22 protein-coding genes and 1 other RNA gene are annotated in these 21,113 nt (G+C 66.6%); 9 read left to right on the top strand and 14 right to left on the bottom strand.

The annotated features are described in order from the left end of the window. Position 1: 1 nt before the first annotated feature. The 7 genes from ACFQ4E_RS08285 to ACFQ4E_RS08255 all read right to left on the bottom strand — a co-directional run bounded on the left by ACFQ4E_RS08285 (position 2) and on the right by ACFQ4E_RS08255 (position 6,749). Complete coding sequence (locus tag ACFQ4E_RS08285) at positions 2–1,459, bottom strand: CpaF family protein (protein WP_386802478.1); 1,458 nt, start codon at positions 1,457–1,459, stop codon at positions 2–4. 15 nt (positions 1,460–1,474) lie between these two features. Next, positions 1,475–2,716, bottom strand: coding sequence for an AAA family ATPase (locus ACFQ4E_RS08280; RefSeq protein WP_386802477.1), 1,242 nt, complete (start codon positions 2,714–2,716; stop codon positions 1,475–1,477). A gap of 200 nt (positions 2,717–2,916) precedes the next feature. Then, the gene (locus ACFQ4E_RS08275; protein ID WP_386802476.1) at positions 2,917–3,570 is read right to left on the bottom strand and encodes an OmpA family protein; all 654 of its coding nucleotides are present in this window, start codon (positions 3,568–3,570) and stop codon (positions 2,917–2,919) included. 22 nt (positions 3,571–3,592) lie between these two features. Beyond that, positions 3,593–5,020 (bottom strand): type II and III secretion system protein family protein, encoded by a 1,428-nt coding sequence (locus ACFQ4E_RS08270; protein WP_386802475.1) that lies wholly within the window; start codon positions 5,018–5,020, stop codon positions 3,593–3,595. 218 nt (positions 5,021–5,238) lie between these two features. Continuing rightward, a complete protein-coding gene (gene cpaB, locus ACFQ4E_RS08265) occupies positions 5,239–6,099 on the bottom strand; it encodes a Flp pilus assembly protein CpaB (RefSeq protein WP_386802474.1) in 861 nt (286 codons plus the stop codon). 208 nt (positions 6,100–6,307) lie between these two features. Beyond that, positions 6,308–6,496 carry a hypothetical protein gene (locus ACFQ4E_RS08260; protein ID WP_386802473.1) on the bottom strand — a complete coding sequence of 63 codons (189 nt, stop codon included), beginning with the start codon at positions 6,494–6,496 and terminating at the stop codon, positions 6,308–6,310. A 64-nt stretch (positions 6,497–6,560) separates the two neighbouring features. Continuing rightward, complete coding sequence (locus ACFQ4E_RS08255) at positions 6,561–6,749, bottom strand: Flp family type IVb pilin (protein WP_386802472.1); 189 nt, start codon at positions 6,747–6,749, stop codon at positions 6,561–6,563. A gap of 347 nt (positions 6,750–7,096) precedes the next feature. On the opposite strand from ACFQ4E_RS08255, the gene ACFQ4E_RS08250 reads away from it, so the two are divergent. After that, positions 7,097–7,927, top strand: a complete 831-nt coding sequence (locus ACFQ4E_RS08250; RefSeq protein ID WP_386802471.1) for a lytic transglycosylase domain-containing protein — start codon at positions 7,097–7,099, stop codon at positions 7,925–7,927. Here the strand turns inward: ACFQ4E_RS08250 and ACFQ4E_RS08245 are convergent. The 3 genes from ACFQ4E_RS08245 to ACFQ4E_RS08235 form a co-directional block, all read right to left on the bottom strand. After that, positions 7,919–9,340 carry an FAD-binding oxidoreductase gene (locus ACFQ4E_RS08245; RefSeq protein WP_386802470.1) on the bottom strand — a complete coding sequence of 474 codons (1,422 nt, stop codon included), beginning with the start codon at positions 9,338–9,340 and terminating at the stop codon, positions 7,919–7,921. The two genes, ACFQ4E_RS08250 and ACFQ4E_RS08245, sit on opposite strands and share 9 nt — an antisense overlap. A 53-nt stretch (positions 9,341–9,393) precedes the next feature. After that, complete coding sequence (locus ACFQ4E_RS08240; protein ID WP_386802469.1) at positions 9,394–10,221, bottom strand: MBL fold metallo-hydrolase; 828 nt, start codon at positions 10,219–10,221, stop codon at positions 9,394–9,396. A gap of 137 nt (positions 10,222–10,358) precedes the next feature. Further along, the gene (locus tag ACFQ4E_RS08235; protein WP_386802468.1) at positions 10,359–11,540 is read right to left on the bottom strand and encodes a BaiN/RdsA family NAD(P)/FAD-dependent oxidoreductase; all 1,182 of its coding nucleotides are present in this window, start codon (positions 11,538–11,540) and stop codon (positions 10,359–10,361) included. A gap of 105 nt (positions 11,541–11,645) precedes the next feature. Here ACFQ4E_RS08235 and ACFQ4E_RS08230 point away from each other — a divergent pair, with 105 nt between their 5' ends. The 4 genes from ACFQ4E_RS08230 to ACFQ4E_RS08215 all read left to right on the top strand — a co-directional run bounded on the left by ACFQ4E_RS08230 (position 11,646) and on the right by ACFQ4E_RS08215 (position 13,699). Next, positions 11,646–12,365 carry an alpha/beta fold hydrolase gene (locus ACFQ4E_RS08230; protein WP_386802467.1) on the top strand — a complete coding sequence of 240 codons (720 nt, stop codon included), beginning with the start codon at positions 11,646–11,648 and terminating at the stop codon, positions 12,363–12,365. 44 nt (positions 12,366–12,409) lie between these two features. Then, positions 12,410–12,826, top strand: an RNA gene (rnpB, locus tag ACFQ4E_RS08225) — RNase P RNA component class A. Between the two features lie 118 nt (positions 12,827–12,944). Further along, positions 12,945–13,112, top strand: coding sequence for a 50S ribosomal protein L33 (gene rpmG, locus ACFQ4E_RS08220; RefSeq protein WP_057816833.1), 168 nt, complete (start codon positions 12,945–12,947; stop codon positions 13,110–13,112). An 83-nt stretch (positions 13,113–13,195) separates the two neighbouring features. Continuing rightward, positions 13,196–13,699, top strand: coding sequence for a GNAT family N-acetyltransferase (locus ACFQ4E_RS08215; RefSeq protein WP_386802466.1), 504 nt, complete (start codon positions 13,196–13,198; stop codon positions 13,697–13,699). Positions 13,700–13,759: 60 nt separating this feature from the next. Here ACFQ4E_RS08215 and ACFQ4E_RS08210 read toward each other — a convergent pair whose 3' ends face one another. Together ACFQ4E_RS08210 and ACFQ4E_RS08205 are read right to left on the bottom strand one after the other, a co-directional pair. Continuing rightward, on the bottom strand, positions 13,760–14,542 hold the full coding sequence (locus ACFQ4E_RS08210) for a Bax inhibitor-1/YccA family protein (RefSeq protein WP_386802465.1): 783 nt from the start codon (positions 14,540–14,542) through the stop codon (positions 13,760–13,762). 138 nt (positions 14,543–14,680) lie between these two features. Next, complete coding sequence (locus tag ACFQ4E_RS08205) at positions 14,681–14,893, bottom strand: DUF1127 domain-containing protein (protein WP_386802464.1); 213 nt, start codon at positions 14,891–14,893, stop codon at positions 14,681–14,683. 125 nt (positions 14,894–15,018) lie between these two features. Between ACFQ4E_RS08205 and ACFQ4E_RS08200 the strand changes: the two genes are divergently transcribed. Further along, the gene (locus ACFQ4E_RS08200) at positions 15,019–15,888 is read left to right on the top strand and encodes a LysR family transcriptional regulator (protein WP_386802463.1); all 870 of its coding nucleotides are present in this window, start codon (positions 15,019–15,021) and stop codon (positions 15,886–15,888) included. Here ACFQ4E_RS08200 and ACFQ4E_RS08195 read toward each other — a convergent pair. Continuing rightward, on the bottom strand, positions 15,878–16,837 hold the full coding sequence (locus ACFQ4E_RS08195; RefSeq protein ID WP_386802462.1) for an NADPH:quinone oxidoreductase family protein: 960 nt from the start codon (positions 16,835–16,837) through the stop codon (positions 15,878–15,880). The two genes, ACFQ4E_RS08200 and ACFQ4E_RS08195, sit on opposite strands and share 11 nt — an antisense overlap. 295 nt (positions 16,838–17,132) lie before the next feature. Between ACFQ4E_RS08195 and ACFQ4E_RS08190 the strand changes: the two genes are divergently transcribed. From ACFQ4E_RS08190 to ACFQ4E_RS08180, 3 genes are all read left to right on the top strand, one after another. After that, complete coding sequence (locus tag ACFQ4E_RS08190; protein WP_386802461.1) at positions 17,133–17,495, top strand: helix-turn-helix domain-containing protein; 363 nt, start codon at positions 17,133–17,135, stop codon at positions 17,493–17,495. Between the two features lie 71 nt (positions 17,496–17,566). Further along, positions 17,567–18,373, top strand: coding sequence for a histidinol-phosphatase (gene hisN, locus ACFQ4E_RS08185; protein ID WP_386802460.1), 807 nt, complete (start codon positions 17,567–17,569; stop codon positions 18,371–18,373). A 72-nt stretch (positions 18,374–18,445) separates the two neighbouring features. Beyond that, entirely contained in the window at positions 18,446–19,780 is a 1,335-nt protein-coding gene (locus tag ACFQ4E_RS08180; RefSeq protein WP_386802459.1) for an 8-oxoguanine deaminase, read from the top strand. Here ACFQ4E_RS08180 and guaD read toward each other — a convergent pair whose 3' ends face one another. Continuing rightward, complete coding sequence (guaD, locus tag ACFQ4E_RS08175) at positions 19,781–21,061, bottom strand: guanine deaminase (protein WP_386802458.1); 1,281 nt, start codon at positions 21,059–21,061, stop codon at positions 19,781–19,783. Positions 21,062–21,113 lie beyond the last annotated feature (52 nt).

The following is a 21,113-nucleotide window of genomic DNA, read 5'->3' as shown; positions in this document are numbered from 1 at the left end:
ATCACTCCGCTCTGAAAGGTTCGTAGATCGACGCGGGCAGGTCGTAGCCCCACATCTTGAAGCGCTCCGAGAAATTGCTTCGGACGCCGGTGGCCGTGAAATGGCCGATGATCTTGTTGTCCGGCGTCAGGCCGACGCGCTGGAAGCGGAAAATCTCCTGCATCGAGATCACCTCGCCCTCCATGCCCGTGATCTCGGTGATCGAGGTCATGCGGCGCGAGCCGTCCTGCAGACGCGACGCCTGCACCAGGAGGTTCACCGCCGAGGAGATCTGCGAGCGCATGGCCTTGAGCGGCATCTCGACGCCGGCCATCGCGATCATGTTCTCCAGTCGCGAGATGCCGTCGCGGGCGGAGTTGGCGTGGATCGTGGTCATCGAGCCGTCATGGCCGGTGTTCATGGCCTGCAGCATGTCGATCACTTCCTCGCCCCGCGTCTCGCCCACGATGATGCGGTCGGGGCGCATCCGGAGCGCGTTCTTCAGGCAGTCGCGCGGGGTGACCGCGCCCTTGCCCTCGACGTTGGGGGGGCGGCTTTCCATCCGGCCCACATGGGTCTGCTGAAGCTGAAGTTCCGCCGTGTCCTCGATGGTCAGGATTCGCTCGGAATCATCGATGAAGGACGACAGCGCGTTGAGCGTGGTCGTCTTGCCCGAACCGGTACCGCCCGAGACGATCACATTCAGGCGGGTTGCGACCGCGGCCTGCAGGTACACGGCCATCTCTTCGGTGAAGGCGCCGAACTTCACCAGGTCGTCGATGCCGAGCTTGTCCTTCTTGAATTTCCGGATCGAGACGAGGCTGCCATCGACCGCGATGGGCGGCACCATCGCGTTGAAGCGCGAGCCGTCGGCGAGACGGGCGTCCACATAGGGGTTCGATTCATCGACGCGACGGCCCACGGCGGACACGATCTTGTCGATGATCCGCATCAGGTGTCGCTCATCCTTGAACGTGATGTCCGAGAGCTGAAGCTTGCCCGAGCGTTCCACGAAGATCTGGTGCGGGCCGTTGACCAGGATATCCGAGACCGTCTCGTCCTTCAGGAGCGTCTCGAGCGGGCCGAGGCCCTTGACCTCGTCGTAGAGCTCCTGGTTCAGCTGCTGGCGTTCCTCGCGGTTGAGGACGATGGATTTCTCCTGCAGCGTCTCGGTCGCGATCGCCTGGATCTCCGAGCGCAAGTCCGCCTCACTCGCCTGATCGAGCGCGGCGAGGTTCAGGTTTTCAAGGAGCGCGCGGTGCAGCTCGAGCTTGATCTCGCCCAAACGCTCCTTGCGCTTCTTTTCCTTGTCGACGGGCGCGGCTTCGGCCGCGACCTTCTTCATCGGCTTGCGCTGGGCGGTCGAGGGACGGGGCTCCGGCGCTGCCGGTTTCGGCGCCGTGGCGACGGCACCTTTCTGGGCATCGTCGGCGGACGGGGCGGCGCCAGCCGCGGCGGGCTTCTTGTAGCGGGAGAACATGGTGTCTCGGCTCCTTTAGGCGGCCTCGGCTTCGGACTGGCCGATGGCGTAGAGCGACTGCGCCAGCTTGGCGATTTCGCGGCGCAGCGGATTCTTTCCGGCCTGGCTGGCGAGCGGCAGGCCGTGGTCGCAGCTTTGCGTCACTTGGCGCCCGCCATCCGGCAGGTGCACGTCGAGCGCGACACCCAGCGATTCGGCCATGCGCTTGGCGCGGCTCTTGCCCTGCAGGTCGGTGAATTTCGGCGCCCGGTTCAGGACGAAGCGCAGTTTCTCGAAGGGCAGGTCTTCGGATTGCAGCGCGCGCTTGAGGCGCAGCGTGTTCTGCGCCGAGCGCATGTCGAGCTCGATCATCGCGAAATAGACCTGGCTCGCCTGCAGCACGGTTTCGGACCATTGCACCAGCGTCGTCGGCATATCGACGACCACGAAGTCGAAATGCTCGCGCGCGATGTCGAGGAGTTTGCGGATGTCGTCCGGCCCGACCATGTCGAGCGGCAGAAGATCCGATGGCGCGGTGAAGACATGCAGCCGGTCATCGAACGTGACCAGAGCCTGCGCGAAGCTGTCCTCGTCCATCGAATCGATGTCGGCCAGAAGCTCGACCACCGTTTCCTTGCGGGGCAGGTCGAGATAGGTCGAGACCGATCCGAATTGCAGGCCCAGATCGATCACACAGACGCGCGGGGCCTTCTCTTTCTCCTTCTCGACCGTCGCCAGTTCCCAGGCGAGGTTCACGGCGAAGGTGGTCGCCCCGACGCCGCCCGCGAGCGCCTGCACGGCGATCAGCACGCCGTCGCCATCGGCCTTGAGCTTGACCGAAGCAGGCTCGGAAATCGCGACGGGCAGGGCGGCACGTTTCAGGCGTTCGACAGCGGCGGCCAGTTCGCCTTCGGGAAGCGGGTAGGGGACGAACTCGTCCGCGCCGTTCTTCAGAAGCTGGTGCAGCGCGGCGGGCGTGACATCCTCGGCGATGAGCACGACCTTGATGTCCTGCGCCTTCGCGGCGGCGAGGACCGCCATCAGCTGCGGCAGGTTGTTCTCGTCGGTGTCATCTATGGCGAGCGCCACGAATTCGAGCGCGCGGGCATCGGGTTGCGAGAAGAATGAGATCGCCTGGTCGAAACCCAGATCGCCCCAGTCTTCGCCCAGCATGGTTTCCATATCCTCGATCAGGAGATCGAAAATCTGGACGTCTCGACTGATCGTACACGCCCGGATCGGACTGGGATCCGCATTCTGCAAAGTCGGACTCGTCATACGCCTCGTATCCTTTGTTCTATGACCGGATACGTGGAGCGACGACAGATCGTCAGACCGTCCCCCGCCCGCACGTCCGGGCAACCGACTGCGCCCATCGCTGGACGCACCGGTCTCAAGGATCAGTTAGTGGCAGGCAAAGGCGGCGAGATTTGGACGGAAAAGGGCAATTGTCCGGGTTTCCCAGACGATTGGAGCCGTCAGCCGTCGATTGACGACCCGCCCGAGAGCGTCGGTGCCGGTTGCGCCGAGCGCACGTAATCGCGGTAGACGATGGCGGCGTATTGGCCATCGAGAACCTGCGGATGGCCCGAGACGAAGCCCGAAACCTCGGTCACGGTCCGCCGGTTGCGGCGCTCGCGGCCCTCGGTGACGATCAGCGGCTGGGTCTCGCCGAAGGAGACGACGGCCTCTAGGCGCGACAGGCTCACGCCCTGGCTGCCGAGGAAAGCGACGACAGCCTGCGCGCGGGCGAGGCCGAGGCGCTTGTTGTAGCTGTCCGAGCCGACACCGTCGGTGTGGCCGAAGACCTTGAAGCGGACTTCGGGGAACTGCCTGATCCAATGCGCCTGTTCGCGCAGCACGTCGCGTGCGCCCGCGTCCAGCTCAGAGGAATTGAAGGCGAAGTTGACCGTCGTCATCACCTCGGAGGCGAAGCGCTGGGCGAGATCGTAGGTATATTGCGCCTCGCCCGTCATCAGGCGGGTGTTGTTCATCGTCGCCGCGCCGAAGCCGCCGGTGTCGATCAGCGCACCGGCCTCGCGGTGGAACTGGGTGTAGACCGGGTCGCGACCTGCATCGCCGCAGCCTGCGGCCAGCCCGAGGCAGCCGAGAAGAAGGGATGTCTTTTTCATATGCTGCCCCACGCTCATCGCCTCACTCCATCACGTAGCCGTAGGACCCGGTAAAGTCCTGGCGCGCAACCTCTCCGGCGCCGCCCTTGGGCGCGCGGGTTCCGGCCGCGGTCCGGCCATAGAGGAACAGGTCCTTCTCCGTCGGCGGCCGCACCCGATCGGTCGGAAGCGCCAGCGCCTCGCCCCGGGTGGGGGTCACGAGATGCGGCGTCACGATGATCACGAGCTCGGATTGCGAGCGCTGGTACTCGGCGCTGCGGAAGAGCGCGCCCAGGACCGGAACGTCGCCGAGCCAGGGCACCTGGCCGGTCGCGTCGGTGAAATCGTCCTGAAGAAGGCCAGCGATCGCGAAGCTTTCGCCGTCGCGGAGCTCGATTGTGGTCGAGGCTTCACGGCGCGAGAAGGCGTCGATACGGATCGAGCCGAGATCGATGCCATTCGCCGGGTCGATCGAGGAGACCGCGGTGTTCAGTTCGAGATTGATCAGGTCGCCGTCGACGACGCGCGGGATGAAGTCCAGCTCGACGCCGAAATTCTTGAACTCGACCGAGACCGTGCCGTCGCCCTGGCTGACCGGGATCGGGTATTCGCCACCGGCGAGAAAGCTCGCCTCCTGGCCGGAGAGGGCGGTGAGGTTCGGTTCCGCGAGCGTCCGGACGACGCCTTTGGATTCAAGCGCTTCGAGAAGAATGCCGACCTCGAGTCCACCGGCATCGAACCCGAAGACGACCGCGCCGTTCGAGTCCGTGCCCGCGGACACGCCGCCGCCGAGGCTGCTGGTCAGGGTGGGGTTGTTCGACAATTGCGTACCGGAGGCCGCGCCGACGCCGACATCGCCGCCGAGGATGTCACCGGCGAAGGAGACCGACGAGCGGAGCGCCTTGGAGACGGAGCGGCGCATTTCGGCGAAGCGGACCTGCAGCATGACCTGCTGCACACCGCCCACGCTCATCAGGTTCGACACCCGCTCGGGCGCGTAGCGCTCGGCCAGGCCGAGCGCGCGGTCCAGCGACTGGGCCGAGGAGACCGTGCCCGACAGGACGATGCCGTCATTGGCGGTCCGGACCTCGATCTTCTCGTCGGGCAGGATCTGCCGCAGACGCTCCTTGAATTCAGAGACATCGGCCGAGACACGCACGTCGATATTCGAGATCAGCCGCCCGTTCGGGTCGAGGATGGTCAGCGTCGTGGTGCCGGGGGCCTTGCCCAGCACGTAGATCGTGCGGTCGGACAGGGACGAGATGTCGGCGATGGCGGGGTTCGCGATCGAAAGCTCGGCGAAGGGCGTATCGCTCTCGACGACGACCGCCCGGTTCATGGACACGTTCAACGCCGATCCGACCCGGCCTTGCACGATGCGCAGGGTCTCGGCCTGGAGCGGCGGCGCCATCGGCGCAGCGGCAAGGACCAGCCCCGTGAGGGCCGCCTTTAGAAAACCGTCGATCTTCATGTGACCTGCCTTTCCGATCACGCCTCAAGGGTCGGGTCTTTTCGCCCGATCTTCCCGCCACGATGCGGCAGTTCGGGATTGTTTTCAAGAATCAATGGGTTTCTCGGCGGGGTTTCTGTGGATTAGTCGCAACAACCACAAGAATTTCCCGATATGCAAAAAGGCGCCCCGGGGAGGGGCGCCTTGCGATTCCGGCTCTTTCGGAAGAACCGTCGGGCTCAGTTCGTGCAGGGGATCGGGATCTCGACCACGTCGTTTCCGCGGCGGGTCCGGATGGTGCAGACCTGCAGCGACTTGGTGGGCGATTTCTTCTCTTCCTTCTTGATCCCGAGAAGCGTGCGCTGATCGACCTCGATGGCTTCGGCGACGGTTTCGTCGTTATGAGCCATGAGAGACAGCGACAGGCTACCGGTCGACTGCGCTTGCGCGAGTGCTGCGACCTGCTGCGGCGTGACGGCGACAGTCACGGTTCGCGCGATCATCGCGCTTTCCGGGGCATCGACCTCGGCGGTCTGGTCGATGGCGATCAGAGTGATACCGGCCTGGATCAGCTTGGTCACATCGCCCTGGGGCAGGTTCGGATCGCTCATCCGGATGTTGCCGGTCCAGTAGATGTCGACCTTGTCGCCCGGGCGCAGGAAGCCCGACACGCCCGAGGCCACGTCGACCCGAAGCGCGAAGGCGCGCTGACCTTTTTCAAGCCGCGAGGTCAGACCGGCATCGCCGCCGGGCTCGGAGACCTTCACGCTCGAGAAAGCTTCGTTCAACTCGATCGGACGCAGCGCGACGCGGGGGCCTTCCTCGGGGACGAAGAAGGGGTTTTCCTCGTCGAAATAGGTCTCGGGCAGGGCGTCGACCGTCCATTTTGCGAGGCGGACATCCTCGGTCGTCAGCGTTTCGCCGAAGGCGATGGCGCGGGTGGCGATGTAGATGTCGCGTGTCTTGACGATCTCGTTCTGCCGCTCGCGTTCCTCTTGGAGCGCGGTCTCGTAGGCACCGATGTAGTTCTTGGCCATGTACACCGCGACGGCGGCCAGGCCGAGCCCCGCGATAAGGACCAGTCCGAATACCAGTCGCATTCTCTCACCTCATTTGTTCTGGCGCCGCTTCGATGCGCCGCGCCCTTTGCGCGCGAAGACACTCTGTCGGTGCTTTGTGGCCAAATCGCGCCCGCGTCGGGACCTTTGATTGGCGCGCTCTGCGTGCGGTGGGCCGGAAAAGACATCGCCGCCCCGGTGGTCCGGCGCGGCGTCAATGGTGCGGCGCGTCTGCGCGGCGATCCGAGCGTTACTTGGAGAAGCCGTCGTTCTCGCGGTCGACAGCGTTTCCTGCGGCGTCGAGCAGAGCCAGGGAGGTATCCTCGATTGCCCAGAACGACACGGCGGCCATGCCGACGACAGCTGCGGTGATCACGACCCAATCCACGGTGACGGCACCGGCTTCGTCGCGAAAGAACGTCTTGAATACCTGTTTCATAATATCCGCTCCACCTCGGAGTGAGGGAGCGCTCCGAACGGGTCCGGAGCGCTCACCACGCGGTTTACTTCGAGAAGCCGTCGTTCTCGGCGGAAACGGCGTTGCCTGCAGCCTGGATCAGGCCCTTCGAGGAGGTCTCGATGGTCGAGTAGGCTGCGATGGCCAGGCCGACGACTGCGGCGGTCAGAACCACCCAGTCCACCGTGACTGCGCCGTCTTCGTCCTTGCGGAAGGTCTTGAGGAATTTAAGCATGTTTCGTCTCCGTAGGTCTCATTGCTCTCGTTTTTTCGCACCGCCCCGGGACACCACGGCCTCTCTCATGACCTGATCCCGTCTCGGTATGCGGTGATAAAGCCCTCGGATTGGGGCAGGAGTTGGGCCGGAATGGAACGTTTTTGCAATGTCGCGGATCAAAGTGCGGGCGCATTATCCCTCTGAATATATTCGTAAAAAATTAACTCCTGCATGGAAGAATGGCGGCGAATTGGCCTATTGGCCACGTTGGGACGCAAAACGCGACGCCGAAATGACAGCCCTGATGCGTGCCACGCGCGCCTGTGGCATCCTATTGAAAAACGAGGCAGATAAGAGCAGGTCCCATGTCACGCAGCTATTTCGCGGCGCTTGTCGCCGTGCTGACCGCCTCTGTCGCGGTCCCCGCGCCGGTGCTGGCCGATGCACCGGCCTTCGTCGATTTCTCCGCCAAGCGCGTCAAGCCGCCGAAACCCGGGGCGGGTCCGCGCATCACCGTCCAGATCGCGCCCCGCGCCGAGCCGGCGGTGCCGGTGCGTCCCTCGCTTTCAGCGCCGCAGCCGGTTGCGGCCCGCGTTGCGAAACCCGCGGCTGCCACCGGGAAGTACGCCTGGTTCTGGGACAAGGTCTCGGCCAAGCGCGACGGGGCAGGGCCCGGGCGGCTCGAACCGGCCCTCTTGGCGGTGAAATCCGGGGGGGTGCATGCCCCGCGCCTTCAGGCCCTGCAGGACATGGCGGCGCGCCACGGCACCGATCTCCTGCGCTCGACCGTCGGCACGCAGGTCTCGCCCGCGCTGGCGCTCGCGGTGATGGCGGTCGAATCCTCCGGCAAGAAGGACGCGAAAAGCCATGCCGGTGCGCAGGGCCTGATGCAGCTCATGCCCGCGACCGCCGAACGGTTCGGGGTCCGCGACAGCTTCGATCCCGCCGACAATATCAAGGGGGGCGTCGCCTTTCTCGATTTCCTGATGGACAAGTTCGAGGGCGATCCGATGCTGGTTCTCGCGGGCTACAATGCCGGTGAGAATGCGATCGACGGGGCGGGGGGCGTTCCGAACTACGCCGAGACGCGCGATTACGTCCCCAAGGTCCTAGCCGCGTTCGAGATGGCGCGGGGCCTCTGCCGGACGCCGCCGATGTTCCTGTCCGATGGCTGCGTCTTCAACGTCTCACGCTGAGGCGCGCAGCACCGCACCGGGATTCATGATGCCGTGGGGGTCGAGCGCCGACTTGATCGCCCGCATCGCCGCGAGCTTCGCGGGATCGGCGTAGCGTTCGAGATCATCGACCTTGAGCCGCCCGATCCCGTGCTCGGCCGAGACCGACCCGCCCATCTCGTGGACCAGATCGTGCAGGCAGCGCTTGATCTCGTCGCGCTCGGAGACATGGTCGGAGCGGCTCTTTCCCGGCATCGGGAAGACATTGTAGTGCAAGTTGCCGTCGCCGAGATGCCCGAAGCAATTCACACGGAACTGCCCGATCCCGGACAGAAGACGAATGCCTTCCGGGATGAACTCCGGCACCTGCGACAGTGGCAGCGAAATGTCGTGGCTCGATACCGCACCGATCATGCGGTTGGCTTCGGGGATGCGCTCGCGGACCGCCCAGAACTCCTCTGCCTGCTGCCCCGACCGCGCGATCACACCGTCGGAGACGAGCCCGGCCTCGTGACCCTCGACGAAAAGCGCCTCCAGCGCCTCGGTCGGATCGAGACCGGCGGCCAGCCCGACCTCGATCAGAACCGACCAGTCCGGGGCGGTCTCGAAGGGCTGGCGGACCTCGGGCAGGACCTCGGAGAGGAAATCGAGGCCCGTCTTGCCGATCAGCTCGAAGGCGCTGATCGCCTCTCCCAGAGCGTCGCGCGCGCGCGCGAGAAGCGAGAGCGCCGCCGCAGGGCTCTCAACCGCCAGAAAGGCGGTTCCCGTCGCGGCGGGCCGCGGGAAGAGCCGCAGGCTCGCCGCGGTGATGATCCCGAGCGTGCCTTCCGCGCCGATCAGGAGATTGCGCAGATCGTAGCCGGTATTGTCCTTCCGCAGCCGCTTGAGGCCGTGCCAGATGTCACCTGACGGCAGAACCGCTTCGAGCCCAAGACACAGATCGCGCGCATTGCCGTAGCGCAGCACGTTGATCCCGCCCGCATTGGTCGCCAGAAGCCCGCCGATCCGCGCCGAGCCTTCCGAGGCGAGGGACAGGGGGAAGAGCCGCCCGGCGTTTTCGGCGGCGGCCTGAACATCGGCGAGGATCGCCCCGGCCTCGGCGATCAGCACGTTCTCCTCGGAAAAGACCTCGCGCAGCTTGGTCATGCGCTCGAGCGACACCAGAAGCGGCGTTCCCGCCTCGGCGGGCGCGACCTGGCCGCCGACGAGGCCGGTGCCGCCGCCATAGGGCACGAGGCCGACCCGCGCCTCGGATGCAGCCCGGACGATCAGCGAGACCTCCTCGGCGCTGCGGGGCAGGGCCAGGTGGGTGGCGGCGCCCTCCCAGCGGCCACGCGGTTCCTCGAGATAGCGCGCCTCGGCGGGCCGGAGCGTGTCAGCGGGCAGCTGCGCGGCCAGCGCGTCGAGAAAGGCGGTGTCGGCGGGTTTGGGCATGGGCGTCTCCTTGCGCCGCTACCTAGCGCGCCGTTCGGCCATCCCCAAGGGGCTCACTCGGAGAGCAGTTGCGGCTCCAGGACGGTGATCGTCGGCCGGTCCGGCAGCGAGCGCAGAGAGATCTCCAGCGTGGCGGTCCCGGGGCGTTCGACGGGAAAGCGGCCATCGAGCTCGTCGAGGAAGAAGGACAGGGCGCTGCCCGAGAACCAGTGCATCGGGATGATCACCCGGCTTTTCAGCCGCTCGATCACCCGGATCATCGCCGCGCGCTCCATCGTGTAGCCGCCATCGACCGGGACCATCACCACGTCGAGCCGTCCGAGGGCGGCGTATTGCTGGTCGTTCGGTTCGTGATGCAGATGCCCGAGATGGCCGATACAGAGCCCGGCGACCTCGAAGACGAAGATCGAATTGCCGTTCTCCTCGACCCCGCCATAGGTCGCGCGGATATCGGTCGAGACGTTGCGCACCAGCATTTCGCCCAGGTCGAGATGGTGGTCGATGCCTTCGCCGAAGACCTCGCTCCAGCCCGGCAGAACGTGCGGGATGGCGGGGTCGGGCGCTGGCGTCCAATGGGTGGTGTGGGCGTGGTTCATGGTCACCACGTCCGGGATCAGCGGCACGTTCCCGATGAAGCCAGTGAAATCGGTGACCGCCGAGAGCCCGCCCTCGGTCTGGATCAGGAAGGAGGCGTGCGAGATGTAATGCAGCCGGACCGAAAACTCGGGCACGGGCGCCTGCCAGGATGCCTTGTGGAGGTACTCGAGCCCCGGCGCGGCATCGGCGACGGCGATGCAATGCGAGGGGCGGCGCTGCTCCTGCGCGGCGGCGGGCGAGGCGAGGGCGTGAGCGGCAAGCGCCGCGAGAGCGAGGCGTATCATGGGGCCGAGCGTAACGAGGCGCCGCCGCAGCGGTGCTCACAAAGCCGTGTGATCTGGGGTCCGGTCCGGGGCGCGACCTGTCCACCGGGGGCCCGAATTCCGGACCGGAATTCGCGCGAAATCCGGTTCGGATTTCGTCAGCGCGCGGCGGCGATCGCCTGGCCTGCGGCCCAGCCGGAGGACCAGGCCCATTGGAAGTTGTACCCGCCGAGCCAGCCCGTGACGTCCACCGCCTCGCCGATGGCATAGAGCCCCGGCACCGTCTTCGCCGCCATCGTCTTCGAGGACAGCCCGTCCGTATCTATCCCGCCGAGGGTGACTTCGGCCGTGCGATAGCCCTCGGAGCCCGAGGGCCGCAGCTCCCAATCCCCCATCGCTGCGACCAGCGCGTCGATGCGCGCATCCGAGAGATCGCCCAGCCGCCCGCCCAGGTCGATCTCGCCCGACAGGTGCTCGACCAGCCGCGCGGGCAGAAGCTTTGCCAACTCCGTGCTCAGGCCACGCTTGCCGTCGCCGGTTCTCTTTGCTCGAAGATCTGCACCAAGATCGACACCTGGCATGAGATCGACCGAGATCGCGGAACCCTCGCGCCAGTAGCTCGACGCCTGCAGCACCGCGGGCCCCGAGAGACCGCGATGGGTGAAGAGCAGCGCCTCGTCGAACCGCGGCCCGTCCGCGGTCACGCCCGCAGGTGTCGCAACGCCCGAGATCGCGGCGAAGCGACCTTCGGGGAAGGTGAGCGGAACGAGCCCGGGACGCGTCTCGGTGACCTCGAGCCCGAACCGTCGGGCAATCTCGTAGGCCAGACCCGTCGCCCCCATCTTCGGGATCGACTTGCCGCCCGTCGCGAGCACCAGGTTGTGCGCGGTCACGGTCTTGCGTCGGCCCTCGCGCTCGAGCGTGGCGCGAAATCCCTCCGGGCCGTGGTCGAGACCCGTCAGCGACGTTTGTAGCCAGAGCTCGGCACCGGCGGCGCGGGCCTCGCCGACCAGCATCTCGACGATCTGGGTGGCCTTGCCGTCGCAAAAGAGCTGACCCAGCGTCTTTTCATGCCAGGCGATGCCGTGGCGCGAGACGAGCTCGATGAAATCCCACTGGGTGTAGCGCGCCAGCGCGGATTTGTGGAAATGCGGATTGCCGCCCAGGAACCGCTCGGGCGCGATCCCGAGATTGGTGAAATTGCAGCGCCCGCCGCCCGAGATGCGAATTTTCTCGCCCGGCGCGCGCGCATGGTCGATCACCAGCGTGCGTGGCCCCGCCTCGGCGGCACACATCAGCCCGGCGGCGCCGGCGCCCAGGATCAGCGTCTCGATCTGCATGGGGCCGCGAAAGCACGCGCGCGGGCGCGATGCAAGTCCCGGCTTTTCCTGCCCACGCGCCGCGCTAGGCTCTCGCGTGACACGTGGGGTAACGAGGGGGTTGGAGTGAGCGGGATCGCCGAGCCATTGGTGCTGTTGCCGGGATTGATGGCCGATGCGCGGGTGTTCCGCGCGCAGATCGAACCCCTGTCGCGCCATCGACCCGTGACCGTGGCGCCGATCACCTCGGGCGAGCGCGTCGAAGAGATCGCCTCGGACCTGATGTCGCGCCTGCCGCAGCGCTTTGCGCTGGGCGGGCATGGGCTGGGCGGCGTCGTGGCGATGGAGCTTCTGCGCCGCGCACCCGAGCGGGTGACGCGCATCGCGGTTCTGTCCTGCACGCCGCTTCCCGAGACGCCGCAGGAGGCCGCCGCCCGCGAGCCGCGCCTCATCCGCGCCCGGGCGGGCAAGATGGCCGAGGCGCTCGACGAGGAGTTCCCGGTCTCCGCCTTCGCCAAGAGCCCCGCGCGCCAGACCCATCGCGCCACGCAGCTCGCCATGGCCAAGGAGCTCGGCGCGGCCTGCTACGCGCGCCAGATCCGCGCGCTCCAGCGGCGCAAGGACCAGCAAGCGACGCTGCGTCGCTGCCGCGTCCCGGCGCTGGTCCTCGGAGGGGCGCTCGATCCGTTGATCCCGGAAAAGCGCCTGCGCTTTCTGGCCGAGCTCATTCCGCATGCCAAACTGGCGCTCATCCCCGATGCCGGACATCTGCCGATGCTGGAGGCCCCCGAGGCGGTGACCGAGGCGCTCGAGACCTGGCTTGCCGCGCCGCTTGTCCTGCGCTGAGCGGGAGTTGACCTTTTCCGCGACCGGACCTATCGCGCAGGGGCGCGGAGGGCCGGGTGGCCGCTCCTGACCGGGCAACCGGGAGGGAGAGGAAAGTCCGGACTCCCTGAAGCAACGGTGCCGGGTAACGCCCGGGCAGGGCGACCTGACGGACAGCGCCACAGAAAACAAACCGCCGTCGCGCGTCTTCGGGCGCGTGCCGGTCAGGGTGAAACGGTGGGGTAAGAGCCCACCGGGGGACGGGCAACCGGACCCGCATGGCAAGCCCCACCGGGAGCAATGCCAAATAGGGACCTCGCGCGGGGCTGATCCTTTCGGGGATATCGCCGCAGGGCCGCTTCAGCCCGAGAGGTCCGGGTTGGCAGCACGAGCCGGTGCGCGAGCATCGGCCAAGATGAATGGCCATCTCCGGCGGGGCGACCCGCCGCAGACAGAATCCGGCTTACAGGCCCTCCGCGCATATCGACACGGGGCGGAAAACCGGGGTCGACCCGGTTGACTCGCATCCCGCCTTGGGTAAAAGGCGGGCTTCACAGGATTTCACGGGCCGCGCCGAGGCCTGCCCGAAGGAGACGACCCATGGCGAAGCCGACTACGATCAAAATCCGCCTGAATTCGACCGCAGGCACCGGCCACTTCTACGTGACCAAGAAGAACGCGCGCACGATGACGGAAAAGATGTCGATCCGGAAATACGACCCGGTCGCGCGCAAGCATGTCGAGTACAAGGAAGGCAAGATCAAGTAAGCCTTCCCGCTCGAGGGACAGTTGATGCGCGCCGCGCGATCCGGACCGGGTCGCGCGGCGCGTCGCGTTTCCGGGGGTGCGCCATGACCGAGCCCGTGCTGCGTCGCGCTGGCCCCGAGGATCTCGAGGCCGTCGAGGCGCTCTACCAGAAGAACTATCCGCGTCTTCTCGCCGCCGATTACCCGCCCTCGGTGATGGTGACCGCCGTGCCGCTCATTGCGCGCGCGCAGCCGCAGCTTCTGGCGTCGGGCCAGTTCTACATGATCGAAGAGGCGGGGCAGGCGCTCGCCGCCGGTGGCTGGACGCGCGAGGCGCCGGGGTCGGGCGCTCTCAGTCCCGGCGTCGCCCATATCCGCCATGTCGCCACCGATCCCGGTCGCCTGCGCGAGGGGCTGGCGCGGCGGTTGGTGGGTTTTCTCCTGGCAGAGGCGGGGGCCGATGGCGTGCGCGAGATGCAGTGCTACAGCACGCTGACCGCAGAGCCGTTTTATGCCGCGATGGGCTTTGTCCGTCAGGGGCCGATGCAGGTCGAACTTCCGCGGGGCATCGCCTTCAATGCGGTCCGGATGACCTGCGCGCTTCGCTGACGCGCCATGAAAAAGGCTGCCCCGAAGGGCGGCCCGATCCGTCTCATGTCCGTGCGAGAGTTACTCGCGATTGCCCATGAACTGGAGCAGGAACATGAACATGTTGATGAAATCGAGATAGAGACGCAGCGCGCCCAGGATCGCCGACTTGCCGAGCCACTCGCTGTCGCCGTGGCGGGCATGTTCGATATACTCGGTCTTGATCGACTGCGTGTCATAGGCGGTCAGACCCGCGAAGATCAGCACGCCGATCACCGAGATCGCGAAGCCCAGCGCCGAGGAGGCGAGGAACAGGTTCACGATCGAGGCCACGATGAGGCCGATCAGGCCCATCAGAAGGAAGGTGCCGAAGCCCGACAGATCCTTTTTGGTGGTGTAGCCCCAGAGCGACAGGCCCGCGAAGGCGATCGCCGTCACGAGGAAGGTCTGTGCGATCGACACGCCGGTGAAGACGAGAAAGATCGAACTGATCGAGATGCCCATCACCGCGGCGAAGACGTAGAACACGGTCTGAGCCGTGGCTGCGGACATGCGGTTGATCCCGGCGGAGAAGCCGAAGACGAAGAGCAGGGGCGCGAACATCACCACCCATTTCAGCGGCGACAGATAGAGCGCCTGTCCGAGACCGGTGAGGTACTGGTCGGCGCCGATCTGCACTGCCCCGGCAGCCGGGTCGGTCGTCACGGCCATGCCGGACAGCGCCCATGCGGCTGCAAAGGTGATGAGCATGCCTACGGACATCGTGCCGTAGACCTTGTTCATATGGGCGCGCAGGCCCTCGTCGATCTGGGCAGAGCGGGCGCCCGTTGCGGTGCCGGCCCGAACCGTCCTGTATTCAGCCATGAATCCCTCCGAATAAGCTGGTGTCCGGCTTTTGGCCGGATCGCCTTTGGAATATCAGGACGGGTCCTTCGTTTTTCAAGGCTTTCCGTTCGCGAAAGGCAGGGAAGCCGATCCGGACGCCCGGATCGACGTCAAAGCTCAGCCGCGCCAGTGATCGGGGGCGTCCCAGGCGGGGCGTGCGGCCTCGGTCAGCGCCTCGTGGCGGGTCAGCCCGATATCGGCCAACCGCGCGTCGTCGAGCCGGGCCAGCGCCCGGCGCTGGCGCGCTAGGGCAGAGAAGGCCGACAGGCGATGAAAGAGGCCCGGGCGGACGACCGTTTGCCGGGGGCGGGCGAGCGAGAGCGTGAACATGGCGGTCTCCTTTCACGAAAGTTGATGGATCGCGGATCAGCAATCCGATTGCGTGATAGAATGGGCCCGTGCTAGCATTCTGTAAAACGAATGTTCTTGACGTTTATCATCACGGATATTGATGGATGCGAAATTTCGACCTGACGGCCCTGCGCTCTTTCGTGACCGTTGCGGAAACCGGCGGCGTGACGCGGGCCGCGAATCTTCTGAACCTGACCCAGTCGGCGGTCTCGATGCAGCTTAAGCGGCTCGAAGAATCGCTCGGCCTGTCGCTTCTCGACCGCTCGGGCCGGGGCGTGAGCCTCACCGCCTCGGGCGAGCAGCTTCTGAAATACGGGCGCAAGATGCTCGCGATCAACGACGAGGCCTGGGGCCGCCTGACGGCGCAGGATTACGAGGGCGAGCTGCGCCTCGGCGTGCCGAACGACATCATCTACCCGGTGGTGCCGCAGGTGCTGAAGCGCTTCGCCGCCGATTTCCCGCGCATGCGGGTGCGGCTGATCTCGGCACCGACCCGCGCGCTCAAGGCGATGTTCGGCCGCGGCGAATGCGACCTGATCCTGACCACCGAGGACCGCCCGGACGGCGAAGCGGTGGTCATCGTCGAAAAGCCGCTGGTCTGGGTCGGTGCCGAGGACGGGCAGGCCTGGAAGCGCCGCCCGCTGCCGGTGGCCTCCTGCTCGAACTGCGTGTTCCGCGACGGGATCACCCGGGTGCTCGACGAGTCAGGCCTGGAATGGGAGCGCGCAGTGGAATCCGAGCTCGACAACGCCGTCGAGGCGGCGATTTCGGCCGATCTCGGGGTGGCGGCGCTGATCGAGGGCAACCTGCCGCCGAATTGCGTGCCCGTCGCCCATGGCGGAGCGCTGCCCGATCCGGGCCGCACCGGCATCGCGCTTTATACGCTACCGGGTGCGCCCGCGCCGCAGCAGGCGATGGCAGAGCTGCTTCGTCAGAGCTACGCCGCCCCGCCGCGTCTCGCCGCTACAGGGTGATCACCACCTTGCCGGTCGAGCGGCGCTCGCGCAGCAGCGCCAGCCCTTCGGCGACCTCGTCGATGGGGAGAACATGGCTCAGATGCGGGCGCAGGGTGCCCGCTTCGTGCCAGGCGAAGAGCTGATCGAGGCTCTCGGTGACCACCTCGGGGCGAAACTCGAGATAGCCGCCCCAGTAAACGCCGAGCACGGTGAGGTTTTTCACCAGGAGATGGTTGGACTTGATCTGCGGCACATCGCCGCTGGCAAAGCCGATGGGAAGAAGCCGCGCCTCGGGCTTGCAGGCACGGAAGGCGGCTTCGAACTGCTCGCCGCCCACCGGATCATAGACCACGTCGGCGCCGCCGAGCGCCTTGACCTCGGCGCGGATGTCCTGGGTCTTGGCGTCGATCAGGTGGTCGGCTCCGGCGGCCTTGGCGGCCTCCAGCTTGTCGGCGCCCCGGGCGCAGGCGATCACGGTCGCGCCCATCAGCTTGCCGATTTCCACCGCGGTCAGTCCGACGCCGCCCGCGGCACCGAGGACCAGAAGCGTCTCGCCGGGTTGCAGGCGGGCGCGGTGATCCAGCGCGACATGACTGGTGCCATAGGCAATCTGAAACCCGGCCGCGGTCGGCAGATCCATCCCGTCAGGCAGCTTTGCCGCGCGTTTTGCGTCGAAGACACCGTATTCCGCGAGTCCACCGCAGCCGCCGAAGACCGCGACGCGGTCGCCGATCTCGAGCCCGTCGACACCGTCGCCGAGCGCGTCGATGGTCCCCGCGACCTCCATCCCGAGCGTGAAGGGCGGCTCCGGTGTCGCTTGGTAGGTGCCCTTGATCATCAGCAGATCGGCGAAATTCAGACCGCAGGCCGCGATCTTGAGGCGAATCTCGCCAGCCCCCGGTTCCGGAACGGCGATGTCGGCAAAGGCGGGCTCGGTGTCGAACCCGGTGACCTGGTAGGCGCGCATGGGACCTCCTGATTATCTGCCACGGTCATGCGGAACCGGGCGCGCTCTGTCAAACCGGGCGCATGTCCGCGCGAAGAGTGTTGACCCGACGTCACCATCGCGTTCCAAGCGAAACCGGTTTGTTTGCACCACCCAAACGGTATCCTAACACTTGCGTGCACGCGTCGCTTCGGTCTAGGTTCCATCCTGCTGGAGGGGTGCACAGCATTCGATACGGGGACCGGTCGAGAATTTCGTTCGACTGGACCTCTAATGTTAAAGACTGACCAAGTATGACTATTAGGGACTATATCGAATGACGCATCCTGTGGACGTTCATGTCGGCAAGCGAATCCGCCATCGCCGTTGGCTCGTCGGAATGACCCAACAGCAACTGGCAGAGCGTGTTGGCATCAAGTTTCAGCAGATCCAGAAATACGAGACCGGCGCGAACCGCGTCAGCGCCTCGCGGCTCTGGGACATCTCTGACGCACTTCAGGTTCCGGTGAGCTTCTTCTTCGAAGGACTGACCGAGGCCGAGCCCGCCGCGCAGGCGGTGCCTGCAGATCTTCTCGGTGACAAGGAAGCGCTGGATCTCGTGCGCTCCTACTACGCCATCCCCGAGAATCAGCGCCGTCGCCTCTTCGAACTGGCCCGCGTGCTGTCCGACGTCGCCTGACGGCGGCGTTGAATCCGCAAACGGACCGGGATAGGCGCAGTGGCAGAATGCCGCTACCCTAGGGGGCTAAGATGGGCGCGCCGCTTCCCGATTCCGATCTCCACGCCGAGCTGACCGGTGTGGCCCAGGCGCTGGCCGACGCGGCCCGTGCCGCCATCCTTCCCCATTTCCGAACCACGTCGCTCGAGATCGACAACAAGCACGCGCAGGGGTTCGACCCGGTGACGGCAGCCGACCGCGCCGCAGAGCGCGCGATGCGCGACATCCTGGCCGAGCGACGTCCGCAGGACGCGATCCTGGGCGAGGAGTTTGGTCGCAGCGCGGGCGAGAGTGGCCTGACCTGGGTGCTCGACCCGATCGACGGCACTCGCGGTTTCATGTCCGGCACGCCCACCTGGGGGGTGCTGATCGCGCTTTGCGATGCGAGCGGGCCGATCCTCGGCGTGATCGACCAGCCCTATATCGGCGAGCGCTTCCTCGGCGGCTTCGGCCAGGCGCTCTGGAACGGTCCGCGGGGCGGGGGAAGCTTGCGCGCCCGAACCGGCGCCGCGCTCGAGGCCGCGGTCCTGATGTCGACCTTTCCCGAAGTCGGAACGCCCGAGGAGCGCGCGGCCTTCGAGCGTGTCGCGTCTCGCGCGCGCCTCACCCGCTACGGCTGCGACTGCTACGCCTATGCGCTTCTCGCCATGGGGCAGGTGGACCTCGTCATCGAGGCCGGCCTTCAGGCCTATGACATCTGCGCCCCGATCGCGGTGATCGAAGCCGCGGGCGGGATCGTGACCGATTGGCAGGGACAGACGGTGCATGAGGGCGGGCAGGTCCTCGCCGCGGCGACACCCGAGCTTCACGCTGCGGCATTAACCCATTTGCGTGGCTGACACGGGGCGGATGGAGAGCTACGCTTCGCCTACTCTCACGACCCAGAAGACCTCCTGAGTATCGTTTCTTAAATGATTGAAATTCTGCTGCGAAATGCCGGCCACGTGCTGTGCATGACCGAGACCTCGTCCGAGCTGTCGGGCGTCGATCTGCGTCTGCGCGACGGGATCATCGCCGAGATCGGCACCGGGCTCGAGACCACGGGCGAGGTGATCGATGCCTCGCGCTGTCTCGTGACACCTGGGCTGGTGAATACCCATCACCACCTGTTCCAGACGCTGACCCGGGCCGTCCCGCGCGCGCAGGATGCCGCGCTCTTCGGCTGGCTGACCACGCTTTATCCGATCTGGGCGCGCATGGGCCCCGAGGAGATGCGCGTCTCGGCCGAGATCGGTCTCGCGGAACTGGCGCTCTCGGGCTGCACGACCAGCTCCGATCACCTCTATCTCTTCCCGAACGGCGCGCGGCTCGACGACACGATCGAGGCTGCCGCCAAGGTCGGGCTCCGTTTCCATCCGACCCGAGGTGCGATGTCCATCGGCCAGTCCAAGGGCGGCCTGCCGCCCGATGCGCTGGTCGAAGACGAGGCCGCGATCCTCGAGGATTGCCTGCGCGTCATCGACACCTTCCACGACCCGCGCCCCGGCGCGATGGTGCGCGTCGGCGTCGCGCCCTGTTCGCCTTTCTCGGTGAGCCGCGAGCTGATGCGCGACGCCGCGCTTCTGGCCCGCGACAAGGGCGTGCGGCTCCACACCCATCTGGCCGAGAACGACGAGGACGTGGCCTATTCGCTGGCCGAGTTCGGCTGCCGCCCGGGGCAATATGCCGAAGAGCTGGGCTGGACCGGCGACGATGTCTGGCACGCCCATTGCGTGAAGCTCGACGCCGAGGAGATCGCGCTCTTCGCCCGAACGCTCACCGGCGTCTCGCATTGCCCCTGTTCCAACTGCCGTCTCGGATCGGGCATCGCGCCCGTCGCGCAGATGGTCGAGGCCGGGGTCCCGGTCGGGATCGGTGTCGATGGATCGGCCTCGAACGACAGCGGCGACCTTCTGGCCGAGGCGCGCCAGGCGATGCTCCTCCAGCGCGTGAGCCAAGGTCCGGACGCGATGAGCGCCCGTGCCGCGTTGCGGCTTGCGACCCGGGGCGGGGCGCAGATCCTCGGGCGCGACGATATCGGCTGGATCGGCGTCGGCGCGCGGGCCGATCTCGCGCTCTGGCCGCTCGACGCGATCGAGGCGGCGGGAAGCTGGGACAAGGCGGCGCTCCTGCTCGCGGGGCCGCGCCGCGTGCGCCATCTCTTCGTCGAGGGGCGGCAGGTGGTCCGCGACGGTGTGCTGACGACGCTCGACCTGCCGGTCGCGATCGAAACCCAGAACCGGCTCGCCGCCGCGCTTGCCTCCTGATCAGACCTTGCGGCCCGCCACATAGGTCGCGGCGACCGCGCGATCGTCGCCCATCATGATCGTCGCGAAGACCTGATCCCAGACGCTCTCGGCTCGCTCCGCGCGCTGCGCGATGGCCGGGGTGGACGCCAGGTCGAGCACCACCAGATCTGCCTCCTGTCCCGGGACCATCCGGCCCACATGCGCGTCGATCCCGAGCGCCCGGGCCGAGCCTTCGGTCGCGAGCCACAAAAGCTCGGCCGCGTGCAGGGGCCGTCCGCGCAGCTGCCCGATCTCGTAGGCCGCTGCCATCGTCCGCAACATCGAAAAGGACGACCCGCCGCCGGTGTCGGTTGCGAGCCCCACGCGCTGCCCCTCGGTCTTGAGCCCGCCAATGTCAAAGAGCCCCGAGCCGATGAACGTGTTCGATGTCGGACAATGCACAAGCGCCGCGCCGACTTCGCGTAGCCGGTCCCGCTCGCGCGGCTCCAGGTGGATCGCGTGGCCATAGACCCCGTTCGCGCCGAGAAGACCGTGACGCTCATAAGTGTCGAGATAATCGCGCGCCTCGGGAAAGAGACCTCTGACCCAGGCGATCTCGTCCACCTGCTCGGAGAGATGCGTCTGCATCAGGCAATCGGGGTGCTCCGCCCAGAGCGCTCCCAGCGCGTCGAGCTGCGCTTCTGTGGAGGTGGGCGAGAAGCGCGGCGTGATGACATAGGACAGCCGCGCCCGCCCGTGCCAGCGCTCCAGAAGCGCGCGGCTTTCGTCATAGGCGCGCTCTGCGGTGTCGAGAAGCGCCTCGGGCCCGTTGCGGTCCATGCAGGTCTTGCCCGCGAGCACCCGCATGCCGCGCGCCTCGGCCGCCTCGAAGACCGCATCGACGCTGCCGGGATGCGTGGTGCAGTAGGAACAGACCGTGGTCGTCCCCTCCGCCAGCACGAGGTCGAGATACCGGCCCGCGATCTCGGAGGCGTAGGCGGGATCGGCGAAGCGCGTCTCTTCGGGAAAGGTGTAGCCGTTCAGCCAGTCGATCAGCCGCTTGCCCCAACTCGCGATGATCGCCGTCTGCGGATAATGCACATGCGCATCGACAAACCCCGGCAGGATCAAAGCGGTCATATGATCGGTGACCGTGTCGCCGGGATGACGCGCCATCAGGTCGTCGCGCGTCCCGATCTCCGCGATGCGGCCATCCTCGAGCCGAAGCGCGCCCGCGCTCTCGATCCGCGCCGCCGCGAGACCGTCCTCGAACGGGTCGCCCGAAAAGCTCAGCACCTGGCCCAGAAGAAGCTGTCCCATCCGTTCTGCCCCCATGCCGCGCGGCGTGTCCGGCCCGTCCCTCCGATGTCGG

It is taken from the genome of Litorisediminicola beolgyonensis, from assembly GCF_042679605.1.
Lineage (GTDB): Bacteria > Pseudomonadota > Alphaproteobacteria > Rhodobacterales > Rhodobacteraceae > Litorisediminicola > Litorisediminicola beolgyonensis.
Note: the sequence above shows the minus strand (reverse complement) of the source record. Positions and strands in the feature narration are given on the sequence as shown.